Annotated in this window: 12 protein-coding genes; 8 read left to right on the top strand and 4 right to left on the bottom strand. The window is 45.5% G+C overall.

Features of this window, described 5'->3' with window-relative positions; translation table 11 throughout:
- Positions 1–175: 175 nt before the first annotated feature.
- The 3 genes from treC to KH172YL63_RS19555 all read right to left on the bottom strand — a co-directional run bounded on the left by treC (position 176) and on the right by KH172YL63_RS19555 (position 4,151).
- Complete coding sequence (gene treC / locus KH172YL63_RS19565; RefSeq protein WP_173107668.1) at positions 176–1,861, bottom strand: alpha,alpha-phosphotrehalase; 1,686 nt, start codon at positions 1,859–1,861, stop codon at positions 176–178.
- A gap of 354 nt (positions 1,862–2,215) precedes the next feature.
- Entirely contained in the window at positions 2,216–3,631 is a 1,416-nt protein-coding gene (treP, locus tag KH172YL63_RS19560; protein WP_173107667.1) for a PTS system trehalose-specific EIIBC component, read from the bottom strand.
- 280 nt (positions 3,632–3,911) lie between these two features.
- Positions 3,912–4,151: a hypothetical protein gene (locus KH172YL63_RS19555; protein WP_173108308.1), complete on the bottom strand. Its 240-nt coding sequence runs from the start codon at positions 4,149–4,151 to the stop codon at positions 3,912–3,914.
- A 443-nt stretch (positions 4,152–4,594) separates the two neighbouring features.
- Between KH172YL63_RS19555 and KH172YL63_RS19550 the strand changes: the two genes are divergently transcribed.
- The 5 genes from KH172YL63_RS19550 to KH172YL63_RS19530 all read left to right on the top strand — a co-directional run bounded on the left by KH172YL63_RS19550 (position 4,595) and on the right by KH172YL63_RS19530 (position 9,552).
- Positions 4,595–5,515, top strand: a complete 921-nt coding sequence (locus KH172YL63_RS19550; RefSeq protein ID WP_173107666.1) for a hypothetical protein — start codon at positions 4,595–4,597, stop codon at positions 5,513–5,515.
- 115 nt (positions 5,516–5,630) lie between these two features.
- Entirely contained in the window at positions 5,631–6,317 is a 687-nt protein-coding gene (locus tag KH172YL63_RS19545; protein WP_173107665.1) for a response regulator transcription factor, read from the top strand.
- Positions 6,301–7,719, top strand: a complete 1,419-nt coding sequence (locus KH172YL63_RS19540) for a HAMP domain-containing sensor histidine kinase (protein WP_173108307.1) — start codon at positions 6,301–6,303, stop codon at positions 7,717–7,719. Before KH172YL63_RS19545 ends, KH172YL63_RS19540 begins: the two co-directional genes overlap by 17 nt.
- Before the next feature lie 157 nt (positions 7,720–7,876).
- The gene (locus KH172YL63_RS19535) at positions 7,877–8,785 is read left to right on the top strand and encodes a C40 family peptidase (protein WP_173107664.1); all 909 of its coding nucleotides are present in this window, start codon (positions 7,877–7,879) and stop codon (positions 8,783–8,785) included.
- A gap of 233 nt (positions 8,786–9,018) precedes the next feature.
- Positions 9,019–9,552 (top strand): DUF6241 domain-containing protein, encoded by a 534-nt coding sequence (locus tag KH172YL63_RS19530; RefSeq protein WP_173107663.1) that lies wholly within the window; start codon positions 9,019–9,021, stop codon positions 9,550–9,552.
- 410 nt (positions 9,553–9,962) lie between these two features.
- On the opposite strand, the gene trhO is transcribed toward KH172YL63_RS19530, so the two are convergent.
- On the bottom strand, positions 9,963–10,928 hold the full coding sequence (gene trhO / locus KH172YL63_RS19525; RefSeq protein ID WP_173107662.1) for an oxygen-dependent tRNA uridine(34) hydroxylase TrhO: 966 nt from the start codon (positions 10,926–10,928) through the stop codon (positions 9,963–9,965).
- Positions 10,929–11,205: 277 nt separating this feature from the next.
- On the opposite strand from trhO, the gene KH172YL63_RS19520 reads away from it, so the two are divergent.
- From KH172YL63_RS19520 to KH172YL63_RS19510, 3 genes are all read left to right on the top strand, one after another.
- Positions 11,206–13,212, top strand: a complete 2,007-nt coding sequence (locus KH172YL63_RS19520) for a penicillin-binding transpeptidase domain-containing protein (RefSeq protein WP_173107661.1) — start codon at positions 11,206–11,208, stop codon at positions 13,210–13,212.
- A 114-nt stretch (positions 13,213–13,326) separates the two neighbouring features.
- Entirely contained in the window at positions 13,327–14,394 is a 1,068-nt protein-coding gene (locus tag KH172YL63_RS19515; protein WP_173107660.1) for an SDR family oxidoreductase, read from the top strand.
- A 394-nt stretch (positions 14,395–14,788) separates the two neighbouring features.
- A complete protein-coding gene (locus KH172YL63_RS19510) occupies positions 14,789–17,131 on the top strand; it encodes a TOTE conflict system archaeo-eukaryotic primase domain-containing protein (protein WP_173107659.1) in 2,343 nt (780 codons plus the stop codon).
- The last annotated feature ends 104 nt before the right edge of the window (positions 17,132–17,235 follow it).

Here is a 17,235-nt window from a genome sequence, read left to right as displayed (position 1 = left end):
CTGCAGGAGAAACAAGACCGGGATGAATCACCTCTGCGGGCCGTAGACCATAATCGTTTTGTCGACATTCTTTCTTTTGAACGAAAAATGTAACACGACTATTATATACCCATTTTTTGGATTGGTAAGCTTTACATCATTAAAAAAAGCATTGTCCGAGGACAATGCTTTAATATTATTGGGTCAATCGAAACACAATCGATTCATAAGGTCGAAGTGTAATCTTCTCATACACATTCTCCATATCCCCATAATTCGAAAGTAAGATCTCACTCGTCCAGTTCTCTACATTGATATCATCAGGGAGGGCGAATTCCGCTTCGTGACCATAGAAGTTGTTCACGACGAGCAGCTTCTCCCCATCACCGTTTCGTACATATGCAAAAATCTGAGGATGATCTTCCAGTATCAACTGATAGTCTCCGTCCACGATGATGTCGTATTCTTTGCGGAGAGAGTTCAGCTTCTGATAGTGATAGAAGACAGAGTTCTCATCTTTTAATGCTTGGTCGGCATTGATTTCCTTGTAGTTTTTCGAGACTGGAATCCAAGGTGTGCCGCTTGTGAATCCGGCGTTTGCTTCTCCGTTCCACTGCACCGGCGTCCGTGAGTTGTCACGTGATTTATGACGGAGGATCTCAAGGATTTCGTCTTCCGATTTTCCTTGTTCCTTTAAAATATTGAAGATATTGATTGATTCTACATCACGGTATTCATCGATGCTTGTGAACTTCGGATTTGTCATCCCGAATTCTTCCCCTTGATAAATATAAGGGGTACCCTGCATCATATGGATCGTGGTCGCAAGCATCTTCGCTGACTCGTTATGGTATTTGCCGTCATCTCCGTAGCGTGATACAATCCGCGGCTGATCGTGGTTGCACCAGAAGAGGGCATTCCAGCCGCCGCCTTTATGCATCTCACGCTGCCAGGTGGAGAGGATCTCTTTCAACTTCAGGAAGTCGAAGTCTGCGACGGACCATTTCTCGCCGTTCGGATAATCCACTTTCAAGTGATGGAAATTGAACGTCATGCTGAGCTCGTTCCGGTCAGGATGTGAATACTTGATGCAGTGATCGATCGTCGTCGATGACATTTCCCCGACGGTCATGATGTCGTAGTGGGAGAAGACTTCCTTGTTCATTTCCTGCATATAGTCATGGACTTTCGGACCGTCTGTGTAAAACTTGCGGCCGTCTCCTGGTGCGACCGAGCCGTCGTCGTCAGGGAAGTCCTGATCCTTGGAGATGAGATTGATGACGTCCAGGCGGAAGCCGTCGACGCCTTTCTTCAGCCAGAAGTGCATCATATCGTACAGCTTCTTACGGACTTTATCATTTTCCCAGTTCAGATCGGCCTGGGTGACGTCGAAGAGGTGAAGATAATACTGGCCGGTCGCTTCATCGTACTGCCAGGCGTTGCCGCCGAACTTCGACTGCCAATTCGTCGGCTCGGACCCGTCCGGTTTCCCGTCCTTCCATATATAGAAGTCACGGAATTCATTATCCTTCGACTTCCGGGATTCGATGAACCACTCGTTCTCCGTCGATGTATGGTTGATGACGATATCCATGATGATCTTGATGCCCCGCTTGTGGGCTTCTTCCAACAGCTCATCAAAATCCTCCATCGTCCCGTATTCCCCGTGAATATTGAAATAATCGCTAATATCATAGCCATTGTCATTCTGAGGGGACTTATAGATCGGCGTCATCCACACCACATCAACACCAAGCTCCTTCAAATAATCAAGCTTCGCCGTAATCCCCTTTATATCACCAACGCCATTCCCCGACGTATCATAAAAACTCTTCGGATAAATCTGATACACAACCGCACGCTTCCACCAAGGCTGCTTCATCCTCAAGCACCATCCTTCCATCATTTTCCGCGAGGGACGGACCTCGCATTTCCTTTTCATCCGCCAAATAAATTGATTATAAACACTTACAATTATGCTGTTTGCTGTTTTAGGTCTGTTGTTTTTTGAGGGACGGACCTTCCATGCTACTGGAGAAACCCTTATTTCATAAGAAAGGTTGCTTCAAAAACAGCAGAAATGAAGGTCCGTCCCTCAAAAAGGTCCCCCAAAAAGAAAGGGAACAAATCCTCCGTGCACAGACCTTGAAGAGGTGAGTGGTTTGAATGAATTTGTCCCCTATATTGTATTTGTATATACAAGTTCATACAACTGTTATCTCTATTTCATAATCAGTTAGATTGCGTCGTTCTTGCTGAATTTGGACCAGATCATCGTGAGGACGAATGGTACGACGAAGGCGATGAGCATGCCGATTGCGAATGGCACCCAGTATTCTGATTGAATGGACAGGATACCAGGAAGCCCGCCGACACCGATGGAGAATGCTTTCGTGCCCGTCATGGCAAGCAGCACACCGCCGATCGCAGATCCGATCAGGGCTGAGATGAACGGATATTTGTACCGCAAGTTAACCCCGAACATCGCAGGCTCTGTGATACCAAGATAGGCAGAGAGTGCAGATGTTCCTGCAAGTCCGCGCAATTTTTCGTTTTCTTTCTTCGCGATAAACATCATGGCAAGGGCTGCAGATCCCTGTGCGATATTGGATAGAGCAAGGATCGGCCACAGGAATGTTCCGCCTGCGTTTGATACAAGCTGCAAATCGACTGCCAGGAACGTATGGTGCATACCGGTGATGACCATGACGGCATACAATCCGCCGTACAGGAGTCCGCCTAACCAGGATACATGGTCAAACACCCACACCACGCTGTCTGTCAGAACGTTTCCGATGAAGAAGGTCACAGGTCCGATCAGGATGAACGCTGCAAAGCCGGTGGTCAATAACGCGACAGGCGCAACAACAAGTAATTTGATTGAATCATGTACACGCTTATCAAGGAACTTTTCGATTTTCGCTAACAATAATGAAGCAAAAAGAATCGGTAAGACTTGTCCTTGATATCCGATTTTGTCGATTTCAAGTCCGAACAGGTTCCACTTCGGTATTTCGTCGGCTGAACCGTACGCCCATGCGTTAAGCAAGTCAGGATGCACAAGCATCAGACCGAGGACGATACCCAGGAGCGGGCTGCCGCCGAACCGTTTAACCGCCGACCAACCGATGAGTCCCGGCAAGAACACGAAGGCGGTATTTGCGATCAAGTTGATGATGCTCGTTAAATCTGCCCATTGAGGGTGTACATCAATCACTGATTTTCCATCGTAAAAGATATCAGGTCCGGTCAGGATATTATTCAGACCCATCAGCAAACCGGCCGTTACGATCGCCGGCAGGATTGGAATGAAGATATCCGCCAGCACTTTGATCGCACGCTGCAGTGGATTTAGATTCTGTGTTGCGGCATCCTTCACATCCTGCTTCGAAGCTGATTCGATCCCCGTCTCATCAGCCAGAATTTGATACGCTTTATTCACAAGGCCTTGTCCGATGACAACCTGGAATTGTCCGTTGGAAGAGAACGATCCCTTCACGATATCGATTGCCTCTAATCTTTCTTTATCAACCTTTTTCTCATCATTCAGCACAAGCCGCAGACGAGTCACGCAATGGGTGGCCGTCCGGATATTATCCTTGCCGCCGATCGCTTCAATGATCTCCAGCACGTCTTCACGTTTCACGCTCATGTGATTCCCTCCTTTGGATTGGGGGAGACAGGCTCCCTTGTACCCGCTTTCATTTCTATTAATGGAATTCCCCTATTTAGTATGTGAAAAACGTTTCTCGCTATGCTTTAGTGAAAAACACCTAAAGAACGAAACGCTTTCATTTTTCGGTGCGGGGTTGTATATACAAGATATATTTACATTGTATTCATGTATATACAAGTTGTCAACGGGAAATTTGGATTCGCTTTCATAAACGTAAAAAGAAGGTGCCACACAGCACCTTCCCTGCACACAAACATTATTGAACGGCCTTTAACACACCAAGTGCCACGACGCCGAGGATCCCAAGGATGATCCATAGGGTTGAGGCGATCAGGATGACCCAGCCCAATACTTTCTTACCTGTCTTGATCCAGTAGATCCCCAGTGTGATAAAGCTAAACAGAATTCCGAGAATCGCCCACGTCCACTTGTTTTTATGATGCTTAGGGGCATCGATAAACAAATACACGGCAATCAGAATATTGAACACATACATCAAAGCTTCCAAAGTATCCCTCCTAATATTTTACACTTATATGTAAAATTACCTAATCTTCACTGTGTAAACCTTTTTTAGACAAAAAATCAAAGTTATTGAAAAAATGATTGGGGTACTACTATGACCTTCAAAAAAATCTGAACCCACTCGATTTTAAACATTTAATTTAGATTTGAACGCCGGTTCCGATTATCCTCTTTGTTTTGCTAACTTGCCATTCGCACTTTTAAGTGTGTACTTCTTCTAAATGCCCGATGTACGAAGGATGAATAAATCAAGTGATGAAATTCAAATTCCTAGATAGAATCCCTCACATTGAAGCAGAGAAAGTTTACAAAATAAAAAAGTACAATGCAAAAAAACCACCTGACATTTACCTGACACATTCGCCCATTATGATAACAACTGTAAGACAAACCAAACAGTTGGAGGTAGAAAACATGTTAAACGTATTTTCGACGAAGTTCATCGCAGGTGCATTAGCGATTGGGATCGCGGCACCGACTGCGTACGCAGCGGCACAGGATGATACAACGAAAGCCCAGGCGGAATCAAGCGTAGAGGAACAGTCTCCGTGGAGCAAACTTGATGATGAGACCAAAGCAAAAATAGAAGCGATCAAAGAACAGGTAGAAGCAGGAACGCTCACGAAGGAAGAAGCCCATGATCAAATGGAAGCGCTCGGTTTGAAGCACTTTGGAAAACGGGGCGGGCACCATGGTGAGCAGTTAGACGAAGAGACACGCCAACAGCTGGATGACATCCGCAGCCAGGTGGAAGCGGGAGAGCTGACGGAAGATGAAGCTAAGGCGAAGTTAGACGAGCTCGGCATCACGCCCCGGAAACATCGTGGTCATGAGCCATTAGATGAAGAAACCCGTCAGAAGCTTGATGAGATCCGTGCCCAAGTAGAAGCAGGAGAGCTCACTGAAGAAGAGGCGCAGGCACAATTAGAAGAGCTGGGAATCGACCAGCCATTCCGGAAAGGTGATCGAATGGGAATGGATGAGGAGACCCACCAGAAAACCCACGATATCCGTGACCAATACGCAGCAGGGTTGATCACGGAAGAGGAAGCGCAGGCACAGCTTGATGAACTGGGAGTCCCAATGGACCTTGACCAAATGCCTGATCCTTTTGAAGGGCTGGATGCCGATACGAAAGCAAAAGCCCAGGAGATCCTGAAGAAAGTGATCGATGGCACGCTCACCCGTGAAGAAGCACGGACGCAACTTGAGGAGCTCGGTGTGAAACCGCCGCAGAAACCTCACCGTGGAGGACATTTTAAAGGCTTCAAGCAAAGCGATGAGCAATCAGATGCGCAGGAAGAAAACACAACTGTTGAAGATGTAGCACTGTAACAACCCCACCCCCTTATGATATAGGAGAGTGCCTTCCGGCGGCACTCTCCATTTGCATGAAATTCCCCCGGAACCCCTCCATTTCCTTTATAATTCACCTATAGGAGGAATCCCGATGAAAACCATATTGATTGTTGAAGATGAAATGACGATATCACGCGTCTTGAAAGCCTATTTAGATAAAAACGGATTCACCACGATTCAGTCCTACTCCGGCAGTGAAGCACTGCAGGCATTTTCCGCCCACAACCCGGACCTGATCCTGCTTGACGTCATGCTTCCCGATGGGGACGGCTGGTCGGTCCTTGAAGCCCTCCGCAAAGACAGCACGACACCGGTCATCATGCTGACGGCCCTTGGCGACGTGGATTACCGCCTCAAAGGCCTCACCTCAGGTGCCGATGATTACATCACCAAGCCCTTTATCGGAGAGGAAGTCGTCGCAAGGGTGCAGGCGGTGCTGAGAAGATCCCGGACACTTCTGCAAACAGGAGATATAAAGCAATACGGCTCCTTGAAAATCAATCTGCAATCGCATACTGTCCACCTAAGCGGAGAAGAGGTGACGTTCACGCCGAAAGATTTATCTCTGTTTCTTTTCCTTGCCAATCATCCAAACCAGACCTTCACCAGGGAACAGCTGATTGAAAACGTATGGGGGATGGATTATGAGGGAAGTGACCGGGCCGTCGATCTTGCAATCAAGCGGATCAGGAAGGCACTCGGGGGCTGGTCAAGCGAGCAGGGGGAAATCAGGACGCTGCGGGGAATGGGGTATCAGTTCAGTGTTTACGAAGCATAAGCCGTCACTTCTCCGCTACTGGACGACCCGGTACCTGATCACCCTCCTACTCGGCCTTCTGATCATTGCTGTGATTTCTGCCCTTTGGATCCGGAAGACGACGATCGACAACAGGTTGAACCTGACCCATGTGGTCGCCCAGGAAGTGGCAGACCGGATCGTCACCACTGACGGACGGATTGTCATCCCTGCCGTCTTAAAGGAAGTCGTCGAAGAAAGAAGTAAGTTCCTTCATCTGGAAGAACCCCCGTTAACCTATGTGATTGATACGGAAGGGCGGGTCCTGTCTGATAAGGATCATTTCAGGGGTCCGAAGAAACGGCAGCCCCCTGTCCAACAGCTTCCTCCTTCTTTTTATAAAAGCAGGGAAGTGGAAATTGAACTGGACGGGGATCGAGTTCAGAAGGCCTATGCCATCAGTGAACCGATCAGGTCAGGGGAGGAAGTGCTCGGCTATGTGGTGATGGTCACGCTGGAGGAGAATCTGGCCGAGGTGAATCAGGAGTATCGCCTGCTCGCCATCATGCTCGTAAGCCTTGCCCTTCTCGGCTGGCTCGTCATCTATTACCTCTCCCGTAAACTGTCTGCCCCAATCAAGGAAGTGGTACAGGCTGCGAGGCTCGTCAGCGACGGAAACTATGACATCAGTCTCAAGCAGGAGGCGAAGGAAAAGGAAATCCACGAGCTCACCGACTCCTTCCAGCAGATGGCCGTCAAGCTCCAGCATCTTGAGAAGCTTCGTTCAGAGCTGCTGGCCGGCGTCACCCATGACCTGAAGACACCGGTGACCTCGATCAGCGGCCTCATCCAGGCAGTGAAAGATGAAGTCGTGGACGGGAACGAGGCGAGAGAATTCCTTGACATCTCTTTAAAAGAAATCCACCGGCTTCAGCGGATGATCGGCGACCTGCTTGATTTCAACTCGTTTTCAGCAGGGGCGATCCCGATCCGGAAAGAGCGGGTCAGTGTAAATGAACTCCTTGAGGATATCGCGAGACAATGGGCGAACACCCAGGTGGATAAAACGTTTGATTTAACCCTGGAATTAGAAGACGTGGAAGCGGAGGTCGACCCGCTGCGGATTGAGCAGATTCTCATCAACCTGTTGAATAACGGCAGGCAGGCACTTTCCAAAGGTGGCGGCACTCTCTCTATCAGCCTTCAACAAATAGAAACCAATATCTTGATCAAAGTGCAGGATACCGGCAGCGGGATTCCTGAAAACGAACAGGCACTCATTTTCGAACGTTTCTACAGAGGGGAAGAGAAGAAATTGAGAGTAAGGGGGCTGGGCCTTGGGCTGCCTTTCAGCAAAATGCTTGCAAACGCACAGGGAGGGGACCTGTACTTAAAGGAAAGCTCCTCTTCAGGAACGATTTTTATATTAGCATTCCCACTATAATGAGTATTGGAAATACAGCCATAAAGTACCAAACCTTATAATACTGGGGTTTATTCCTGATTTTTCTTTATATAAGAAATTTAGCCTATTAAACTATAAGTCTCCTTCGGCCATAATGGATGGGCAACAGACATTTTGGATGAAGGAGACATTTTTTTTGAAGAAAACCATTATTGCCTTTACAACTGCTGCGCTACTTTCGAGCATGGCTGCCAACTCAACGGAAGCGGCTTCCTACCGTGTACAATCGGGGGATTCCCTTTCGGTGATTGCTAATAAATATAATACAACCGTTTCAAACCTTAAGAGCTGGAACAAACTGACGTCTGATACGATCTACGTGAACCAGGTGCTGGAAGTGTCTGCGCCAAGCTCTACAGGGAAAACATATACCGTCCAGTCCGGTGATTACCTGTCAAAGATCGGTGCCAAATTCGATGTGTATGTTTCTGAGCTGAAATCGTGGAATAATCTTAAAAGTGACGTGATCTATCCGGGACAGACGTTAATCGTGTCTGCAGGGGGGACAAGTACCCCGCCGCCGGCAACATCGACTACATACACGGTCCAATCTGGAGACACGCTATCCGCCATCGGCGTCCGCTACGGTGTGAGCGTATCAAACATCATAAACTGGAACAACCTGAGTTCGACTACAATCTATGTCGGACAAAAGCTGTCCATCCAGGGGGCGTCCGGCGGTTCTGAGACGTCTTCAAACGTCGTCGATATCGCGAAGAAATACGTAGGCACACCATACGCATGGGGAGGCACAACGCCGTCCGGCTTCGACTGCAGCGGATTTATCTACTACGTGTTCAACCAGGCGGGACAATCGATTGCCCGTACGAATACTGAAGGCTATTACAACAAATCATCCTTCGTCACGAGCCCGAAAGCAGGCGACCTCGTATTCTTTGAAAATACGTACAAAGCCGGGATCAGCCATATGGGGATCTACGTTGGGAACGGGGAATTCATTCACGCTTCTGACAGCGGTGTGGTGGTTTCGAAGCTGAGCAATTCGTATTGGAATCCGAAGTTTGTGGGGTATAAGAGGTTTTAAAGTAAGGGAGAACGTCCTGCCGGTGATGGCGGGGCGTTTTTTTGTCCTTATATAGAAAAAAGGTACTTCAAACGCATGCCATCACCTCCTGCCTTGCCGAAAAGAAAAACTGAGATAGATAAAATATGGTAATAGAATTACAAATTATAGAAGGACATCTATTCTCATACAGCGAAGAAAGTACTACAGAAAAAAGTGGGTCTACCAATCCGATGACAAACAGGGGGAGTTTCATGCTGCGAAAGAAAACAATCGGGATCATACTGGGAAGTGTATTGCTGCTGACGGCGATGGGTGTGTATGTGGCTGTCGGGAGCTTAGATAAGGGAAGTGTGGATGAAGGGACGGATCAAACCGAAACAGTTTCGACGGCCGGTGTGGAAACGACTCCGTCCCCACAAACTGGCAAAGACGGGAACCCGTTCGGTGAAAAAGTCAAAACGCCGTTAACCGAAACGGTCATGCGCCAATATATCCACGCCATGAGTCATCAGAAGGTAAAGGCCAAAGAGAAATGGTCATTCTTTGAGATCACCGACGAACGAATCGATTATTTGCTGAATCAGCTCGACATCAACAATTATAAAAATGAAACAACTTATCGAGACATCCTCACAAGCTGGAAAGAGGAAGATTTCTCCGGTGTAGTCGGTGATCACAATACCATCTGGAGGATGCAGGACGGGAATGTGGGGAAGGCGACGGCTAAGTTGAATGCTACGGAAGAAAGAAAATATATTGAAAGTCAGAAGAGAGAGAAAAGGTAGCATCAACACAAAAATGGAAGACCATTGAATTATTTAAGGCTGTCGAGAAAGTATCGACAGCCTACTATTATGTCTGTATACGCAATATGGTCAACGAGATAATTTAATATGCCATCGCGAGTAAGGTGTTCTATGTTTTGCATCTTCGCTATCCTGTTTATTACTACTCATGGGTTCTGGGAAAACGACTGCATAATACCAACAACTTTAAATAAGTGAATTAGAATTAGTTGTTGGGTGGCGAAAATTATTAGTCACTACTTCACCCACCTAACTGGGATGAACTAGGTAGATGAAAGAATGTTCACACCTCAACAATCACTTTATATTTGTAAAAAAAGTTTAGATCATTAAAAAAGCTTGCAGAAGAAACACTAAGTTCCTCTACAAGCTGATCTCATTTTTACTAACTAAATCGTCGCCGTTTCCTTCTCCCGCTCAATCACTGCCAAACGTTCTGCCACTTCTTCCTCTGTTAAACCATGCTCTTTGATGTAGCGGTTTTCAGGGCTCGTGCGGCACTCGTCAGAGCAGCTTCTCATATACTTATGCTCGTTTTCTTCTGAGCAAAGGATTTTACGGTTACAAGGCGGGTGGGCACAGTTTACGTAGCGCTCACATGGCTCGCCGGTGTAGAAGTCTTTCCCTACCACGACATGCTCTGTCTGGTTGACAGGAACACCGATGCGCTCGTCGAATACGTAGAGCTGACCGTCCCATAGCTGACCTTTTACCTCGGGATCTTTACCGTAAGTTGCGATACCGCCGTGCAGCTGAGCCACATTTTCAAAGCCTTCTTTTACTAACCAGCCTGAGAATTTTTCACAGCGGATGCCGCCGGTACAATAAGTGATGATCTTCTTGCCGTCTAATTTATCTTTATTATCACGTACCCAGTTCGGAAGGTCACGGAAGTTTGTGATATCCGGTCTGATTGCGCCTCTGAAGTGACCAAGGTCATATTCATAGTCATTACGGGCATCAAGAAGGACCGTATCTTCATCCTGGATCTGTTCGAAGAAATCCTTCGGCTCAAGGTATTCACCTGTAAGCTCATTTGGATTCACGTCATCTTCAAGGCGAAGCGTCACAAGCTCTGGACGGTGCTTGACTTTAAGCTTCTTGAACGCATGACCGTCAGCTTCGTCAATCTTGAATACAGTGTCGTTGAAATAACGATCCTGTTTCATCGCTTCTATATACGCATCTGTCTGCTCGATCGTTCCTGAGCATGTTCCGTTGATTCCTTCAGCTGAAATCAGGATGCGCCCCTTCAGGCCAAGATCCTCACCCAGCTGCTTGTGCTGGGCAGTAACTTCCTCTGGGTTCTCAATATCTACATAGTTGTAATACAGTAGTACTCGATAATCTTTCATGTTTATTTCCACCTATCGATTTATATTTGCAAGATATAATCTTAGGATTCTGTTCCTTATTACTCTTACGATGTTCTATTATAACAAACTTTTATGAAATTGCATCATGTATAGGCGAGAAATGCTGGGGATTGTGAGGAAAAGGTGGTGGATATTGGGTGTGGTTGCGTTCGGAAACAGAGACAAGCTATTTCTGGTGAATTCATTTAATTTGTAAAGTTGGAATAGATTTGAAAGAATACATATAAGTTGAAAAATCCGAGGGGGTGCTTGAAGTATGACGAAAAAAGTCTTAATGCTTGGTTTACTTGTCATTCTCAGTCTATTGGCCGCAGGGTGCCAGGAAAAGCCTCAGCCTGATGACCGTCTTCAGGCGTACGCGGACCTGTGGAACAAGGGTGAGTTTGATGCCATGTACAGCGACTATGTGAGCGCTTCTACAAAAGAGGCATTCAAAAAAGAAGATTACGTTGCGAGATATGAGGATATCTATAAAGACCTGGAAGTCAAAGATGTAAAAGTAGACTTCAAGAAACCGGATAAAGAAAAGGATTGGGACAAACAAACGGAAGCAGCGTTCCCGATGACCATCTCTTTCCACACACTTGCTGGCGAAGTTTCTTATGAAAAAGAAGTCACGCTGACGAAAGAAAAGAAGGAAGACGAGGAGAACTGGTTCGTGGAATGGGATCCTTCGTTCATCCTGCCTGATATGGAAAAAGGGGACAAAGTCGGAGTGGACCGTATATCAGCTAAGCGAGGGGAAATTCTGGACCGGAATCAGCAGCCTCTAGCCATTAATGGGGAAGCGTTTGAACTGGGAATCGTCCCGAAGGAATTTAGTGAAAGTGATATGAGCAAGTTATCATCTTTGCTGGATCTTTCAGGGGTAGCGATTCAAAAGAAACTGGACGCGAACTGGGTAAAGCCTGACTATTTTGTCCCGATCAAAAAAATCGCCTTGAAAGCTCGTCCTCTCGCCCTTGAAGTCATCGAGCTTGACGGTCTCTACTCCAAACGGGTGCCGGCAAGGGAATATCCATACGGAGAAGCCACTGCTCACCTCACAGGCTATATCGGCAAGCTTACAGCAGAGATATTGGAAAATCTGAAAGACAAAGGCTATACGGCTCAGTCCCTGATGGGCTTAAGCGGGGCTGAGGAAGTGTACGAGGAACAACTGAGGGGGAAAGACGGACAGCGCATCTATCTGAAAAAAGAGGATTCAGAAGACACGATTACGATTGTGGAGCAGCCTGTCCAAGATGGTGAGACCATCACCCTGACGATCGACGCCGAGATGCAAAAGAAGATCTATGCACAAATGAAGGATGAGGCAGGGACGGCAGCAGCCCTTAATCCCCAAACAGGTGAGGCGTTGGCCCTTGTAAGCACGCCTGCCTACGATCCGAATGAATTCGTATTAGGGATCTCTTCTGAGTCGTATAAAAAGTTGGCGGATGACCCGAAGAAACCGATGCGGAACCGATTCCCGCTAGCCTATTCACCGGGATCGACGATGAAAAGCATCACTGCATCGATCGGACTGAAATCCGGGAAGCTTGACCCGAATAAGGTCTATGACATCAAAGGGAAGGCATGGAGAAAAGACGACTCCTGGGGCAATTATAAGGTAGTCCGAGTGTTTGACAACGATAGCAGGGTGGATTTGGAAAGCGCCCTGAAATTCTCCGACAATATTTATTTTGCCAGGGTTGGACTGGAGATGGGGTCAGACACGTTTATATCAGGATTGAAGGATTTTGGCTTTGGGGAAGACATTCCAATGTCATATCCAATCTACACATCCCAAGTGTCAAATGACGGGAAGATTTCCAAGGAAGTTCAATTGGCAGATTCATCCTTCGGTCAGGGAGAAGTGTTGATGAGCATCGTCCACCTCGCAAGTGCATACGGCGGCATCATCAATGATGGCGATATGATGAAGCCCCGTCTTCTGATGAATGAAGAGCAGGGAGTATGGAAGGAAGGGCTGCTGACGAAACAGCAAGCAGACATGATGAAGACGAATCTGCGCAAAGTCGTCACCGAAGGGATTGCCGGGAAAGCGAGTGTAGAGGGCAAAGCAATCGCCGGAAAGACCGGTACGGCTGAAATCAAGTCAGAGCAGGGAACGACAGGGACGGAAAATGGACTGTTTGTTTCTTACGATCAACAGGATCCGTCCATGGTGCTCGCCATGCTCCTTGAAGGTGTACAGGATGCCGGGGGAAGCACCCATACAGTACAAGTGACAAAGAAGTTTTATGAAGGCTGGAATTAAGTTTGTGGGAGGGGCGGATGCTCCTCTCTTTTTTTGTCATCAAGTTCCAACACGATGACGCTTTCAATCTGTGGTATGATTAACGGAATGACCAACAAAGCAGGAGTGAACAAAATGAACATTTTTCTAACAGGATCAACAGGTTTCCTGGGCGGGAAGCTGATTAAGAATCTTTTGCAACATACAATCAATGAAGTTTATATACTAGTGAGAAATGTAGAAAAGGCTGAAAGATTACGGGATTCCTTTGAAGCAGACGAACAAAGCAGGATCCATATTTTCCAAGGGGACATCACAATTCCAAACGCCGGTTTGAGCCATGACGACCAGGAATGGTTGACTGACAGGATCGATGCCTTCTATCATCTGGCGGCCCTTGTGAAATTCGATCAAGATCTGCGGGATGAACTATTTGCAGCAAACTACGACGGGACGAAGCATATACTGGCGCTTGCAGAGCGTCTGAATGTGAAGAAGTTCTATTATGTGAGTACGGCCTATACAGTAGGGAAACTGACACAAGGAGTCGAAGAACTGTATCCGGTGGACGGTGAATTCAATAATCCCTATGAAGAAAGCAAAGTGAAATCGGAGCATCTGGTGTTTTCATACCGAGACAAAATGGACGTATCCATTTTCCGTCCTGCCATCATCGTGGGGGATTCGAAAACGGGAGAAGCCGATTCCCAGTTCACCCTGTATGGATTCATGCGGGCACTTGCCGTCTTCAAGCGCAAGACAGCGAGACGCAAAGGCGATGCGCGTACCTACCGGCTGGTGGCAGCCAAGAACGGGACATCCAATCTCGTCCCGGTCGACTATGTCGCGGATATCCTGAGTCTCGCTCCTGAAAAAGCGGAAGCGGATAAAATCTATCATATCACCAACCCGAATCCACCTGAAAACATCGACCTGCTCAACATGCTGAAGGATGCCCTTCAATTCCAAAACCTGTCTGTCGTTGAAGATACCGATCAATACGAACTGGACGGGGAAGAAGTGAAGCTGAACAGCTTGATCGATGTGTTTAAAGTGTATCTGGCGGGTGCGTTGTCGTTTGATGACAGGAATACGCAAGAATTGATTGCGGGGACGGATGTTTCTCATTTGAATATGAAGAAAAAGACAGTGGAGATGATTATTCGCACAGGCTGTGAAGATGGAGAAAGAATTAGGGTTTAAAATGTATTTATTGTCTTTGTTCAACATTGTTGTTTCTTGTACAAGGTATTCCGCTCGAGGTATGGGGTGAGAATTCACTTTTCTTGATTACGCAATCCTACTAGCAACGAGAATATACTACATGCAAGAAACATACTTCGCATTAAAAAAATCCGAACAAATTCGTTTATCTTTGAGATATTTCGAATTTGTGTTCGGTTTTTTTATAATAAACAGCATTTAAAAGTTGGACAGAGTTAATTCTATATTCATGTTCACATTTTATGTATAAGTAATCGAGTAATATCCAATACTTACTAATATCCAATACTTACTAATATCATATCCTATTACATGAGAAGGATTTCTAGTAGTCTTAAAATATTCAATATTCTAACAAAACAGAGGTTTTGCTATGACAAATAATAAATTAAAACTTCAGCAGGTTTTACTAGAATGCCAACAGTTGCAGAATGAGAATAGGATGTTAAAAGCGTTATTAGATAAGCATAATATCCCTTATGAAGGGCAATCTCAGAATCAAATGCAAAGAAAAGAGAGACAACAAATTATCAAAGATCGTATTCGGCTTTTCTCCTCCTTATTTGTAGGTAGAAAAGATGTGTATGCCCTAAGGTGGGAATCTATCAAAAATGGAAATTCTGGATATACTCCAGCCTGTAAGCACGAATGGCACCCTACCCTATGTCAGAAACCACATATTAAATGCGGTCAATGTATGAATAAGGCTTATTTACCTATGACTGAAGAGGTTATATATAATCACTTAAGTGGGAAACAGACGGTTGGTATCTATCCTTTACAAAGTGATGACACTTGCTTTTTTCTAGCAGTTGACTTTGATAAGGGCAGTTGGCGACAGGATGTACAAGCATTTATTAAAGTTTGCAAATCTCATGACCTTCATGTAGCCCTTGAGCTTTCTCGATCAGGTAACGGAGCTCATGTTTGGCTCTTTTTTGAAGAGGCTATCAAAGCATCCCTTGCGAGGAAGCTTGGCTTCGAATTGTTGTCTAAGACAATGGAACAGCATTTTTCTCTTGGAATAGATTCCTTTGACAGGTTATTTCCGAACCAGGACATCTTACCGAAAGGTGGTCTGGGCAACCTTATTGCACTTCCTTTACAAGGAGAATCGAGGAAAAAGGGAAATAGTGTGTTTCTGGATGAAGAATTGATACCAATAGGAGATCAGTGGCAGTACTTAGCCAGCATAAGAAAAATTTCTTATAAAAAAATAAATAGCATTATAAAAAATCCCCAATCTGGTTTTAATGAAAATAAAATCTCCTCAGAAAGCAAACCGGCAGAGATTACTATTATTCTTAAAAATGGCCTATACATCGATAAAAATGTCGTCCCTTCATTTATCTTAAAGAAACTCATGGATATAGCAGTCTTTAATAATCCAGCATATTACAAAGCACAGGCCAAAAGGTTGTCGACGCATCATATACCAAGGGTTATCAATTGCGCAGATCAAACAGAAAAAGACCTTATTCTTCCAAGGGGGTGTTTGGAGGATGTTCTTGCAGTCTGTGAAGAGTCGGGAATCGGTTGCACAGTTAAAGATGAAACAATCGCCTCGACAAAGCTTGAATTAGAATTTAAAGGTACTCTATACCCGCAACAGAAAGAGGCCGTAGAAAAGTTAAGTCAATCCAATCATGGAGTGCTCTCAGCTACCACTGGTTTTGGGAAAACAGTGATTGGTGCAGCAATGATACATAAGAGAAAGGTGAACACCCTAGTCATCGTACATCGTAAACAGTTGATGAAACAATGGAAAACCAGTCTTTCATCCCTCTTCCATTGTGAAGAATCAGCCATTGGAGAAATCGGTGGAGGGAAAAACACGCCTAATGGATTAATCGATATTGCCACGATTCAGACGCTGGGATCCAATTCTGAAAAGGAAAATGTAATTCAAAGATACAGTCATATAATTGTGGATGAGTGTCATCATATATCGGCTTTGACATTTGAAAGAGTATTAAAAAAATCAAGTGCGAAACATGTTCTTGGGTTAACGGCAACACCTACTAGAAAAGACGGACTGCATCCTATCATGACGATGCAGTGCGGACCTATCCGTTATAAAGTCAGTGCCAAGCAACAGTCTAAGGTACATTCTTTCAATCACCTCCTCTGTCCTAGATTAATATCCGGGGGTAGCGAGAAGGCAACGAAAGCTACGATCCAAGAAATAATGAACACTTTACAAACGAATGAGACCCGAAATCTCCAAATCTTCAATGATGTATTGCATGCGCTGGAAGAAGGGAGAAGCCCAATCATCTTAACGGAGAGACAGAAGCATATAGATATACTGGTAGGAAAACTGCAAGGCTTTGCCAGAAATATTATTGTGCTAAAAGGAGGTCTGAAGAAAAAAGAGGAGCAGGCCAGATTAAAACAGTTAAAAGAGTTACCTGATACTGAAGAAAGAGTTATCATTGCAACCGGTAAGTACATTGGTGAGGGCTTTGACGACCCCCGATTGGATACACTTTTCTTGACAATGCCAATTTCGTGGAAAGGAACTCTACAGCAATATGTTGGAAGACTTCATCGCTCTTACCCATCTAAAATGGATGTAAAAGTCTATGATTATGTTGATCATCAAATTCCTGTACTTAAGAAAATGTATGAAAAAAGATTAGAGGGGTACCGATCATTAGGTTATAAAGTAGAGGGGAAAGAAAAGAAACAAGGTGAACAGATGAAGTTATTTTAAGTGGGGGAAGTAGATGGAAGTAAAACCATATATCCTTCTATCCATAAAATAATTCCGTATACATACGGTTTTGTCATCAGATATGGTAATATAAGAAAATGTAA

This window comes from Bacillus sp. KH172YL63 (genome assembly GCF_011398925.1).
In the GTDB taxonomy this organism is placed as follows: Bacteria; Bacillota; Bacilli; order Bacillales; family Bacillaceae_B; genus Rossellomorea.
Note: the sequence above shows the minus strand (reverse complement) of the source record. Positions and strands in the feature narration are given on the sequence as shown.

Bases quoted from the DNA above. Each gene is read 5' to 3' on its own strand.
- KH172YL63_RS19510 (WP_173107659.1), top strand. From the start codon at position 14,789: ATGACAAATAATAAATTAAAACTTCAGCAGGTTTTACTAGAATGCCAA.
- KH172YL63_RS19550 (WP_173107666.1), top strand. From the start codon at position 4,595: ATGTTAAACGTATTTTCGACGAAGTTCATCGCAGGTGCATTAGCGATT.
- KH172YL63_RS19545 (WP_173107665.1), top strand. From the start codon at position 5,631: ATGAAAACCATATTGATTGTTGAAGATGAAATGACGATATCACGCGTC.
- KH172YL63_RS19530 (WP_173107663.1), top strand. From the start codon at position 9,019: ATGCTGCGAAAGAAAACAATCGGGATCATACTGGGAAGTGTATTGCTG.
- KH172YL63_RS19555 (WP_173108308.1), bottom strand. From the start codon at position 4,151: ATGTATGTGTTCAATATTCTGATTGCCGTGTATTTGTTTATCGATGCC.
- KH172YL63_RS19515 (WP_173107660.1), top strand. From the start codon at position 13,327: ATGAACATTTTTCTAACAGGATCAACAGGTTTCCTGGGCGGGAAGCTG.
- trhO (WP_173107662.1), bottom strand. From the start codon at position 10,928: ATGAAAGATTATCGAGTACTACTGTATTACAACTATGTAGATATTGAG.
- treC (WP_173107668.1), bottom strand. From the start codon at position 1,861: ATGAAGCAGCCTTGGTGGAAGCGTGCGGTTGTGTATCAGATTTATCCG.
- KH172YL63_RS19520 (WP_173107661.1), top strand. From the start codon at position 11,206: ATGACGAAAAAAGTCTTAATGCTTGGTTTACTTGTCATTCTCAGTCTA.
- treP (WP_173107667.1), bottom strand. From the start codon at position 3,631: ATGAGCGTGAAACGTGAAGACGTGCTGGAGATCATTGAAGCGATCGGC.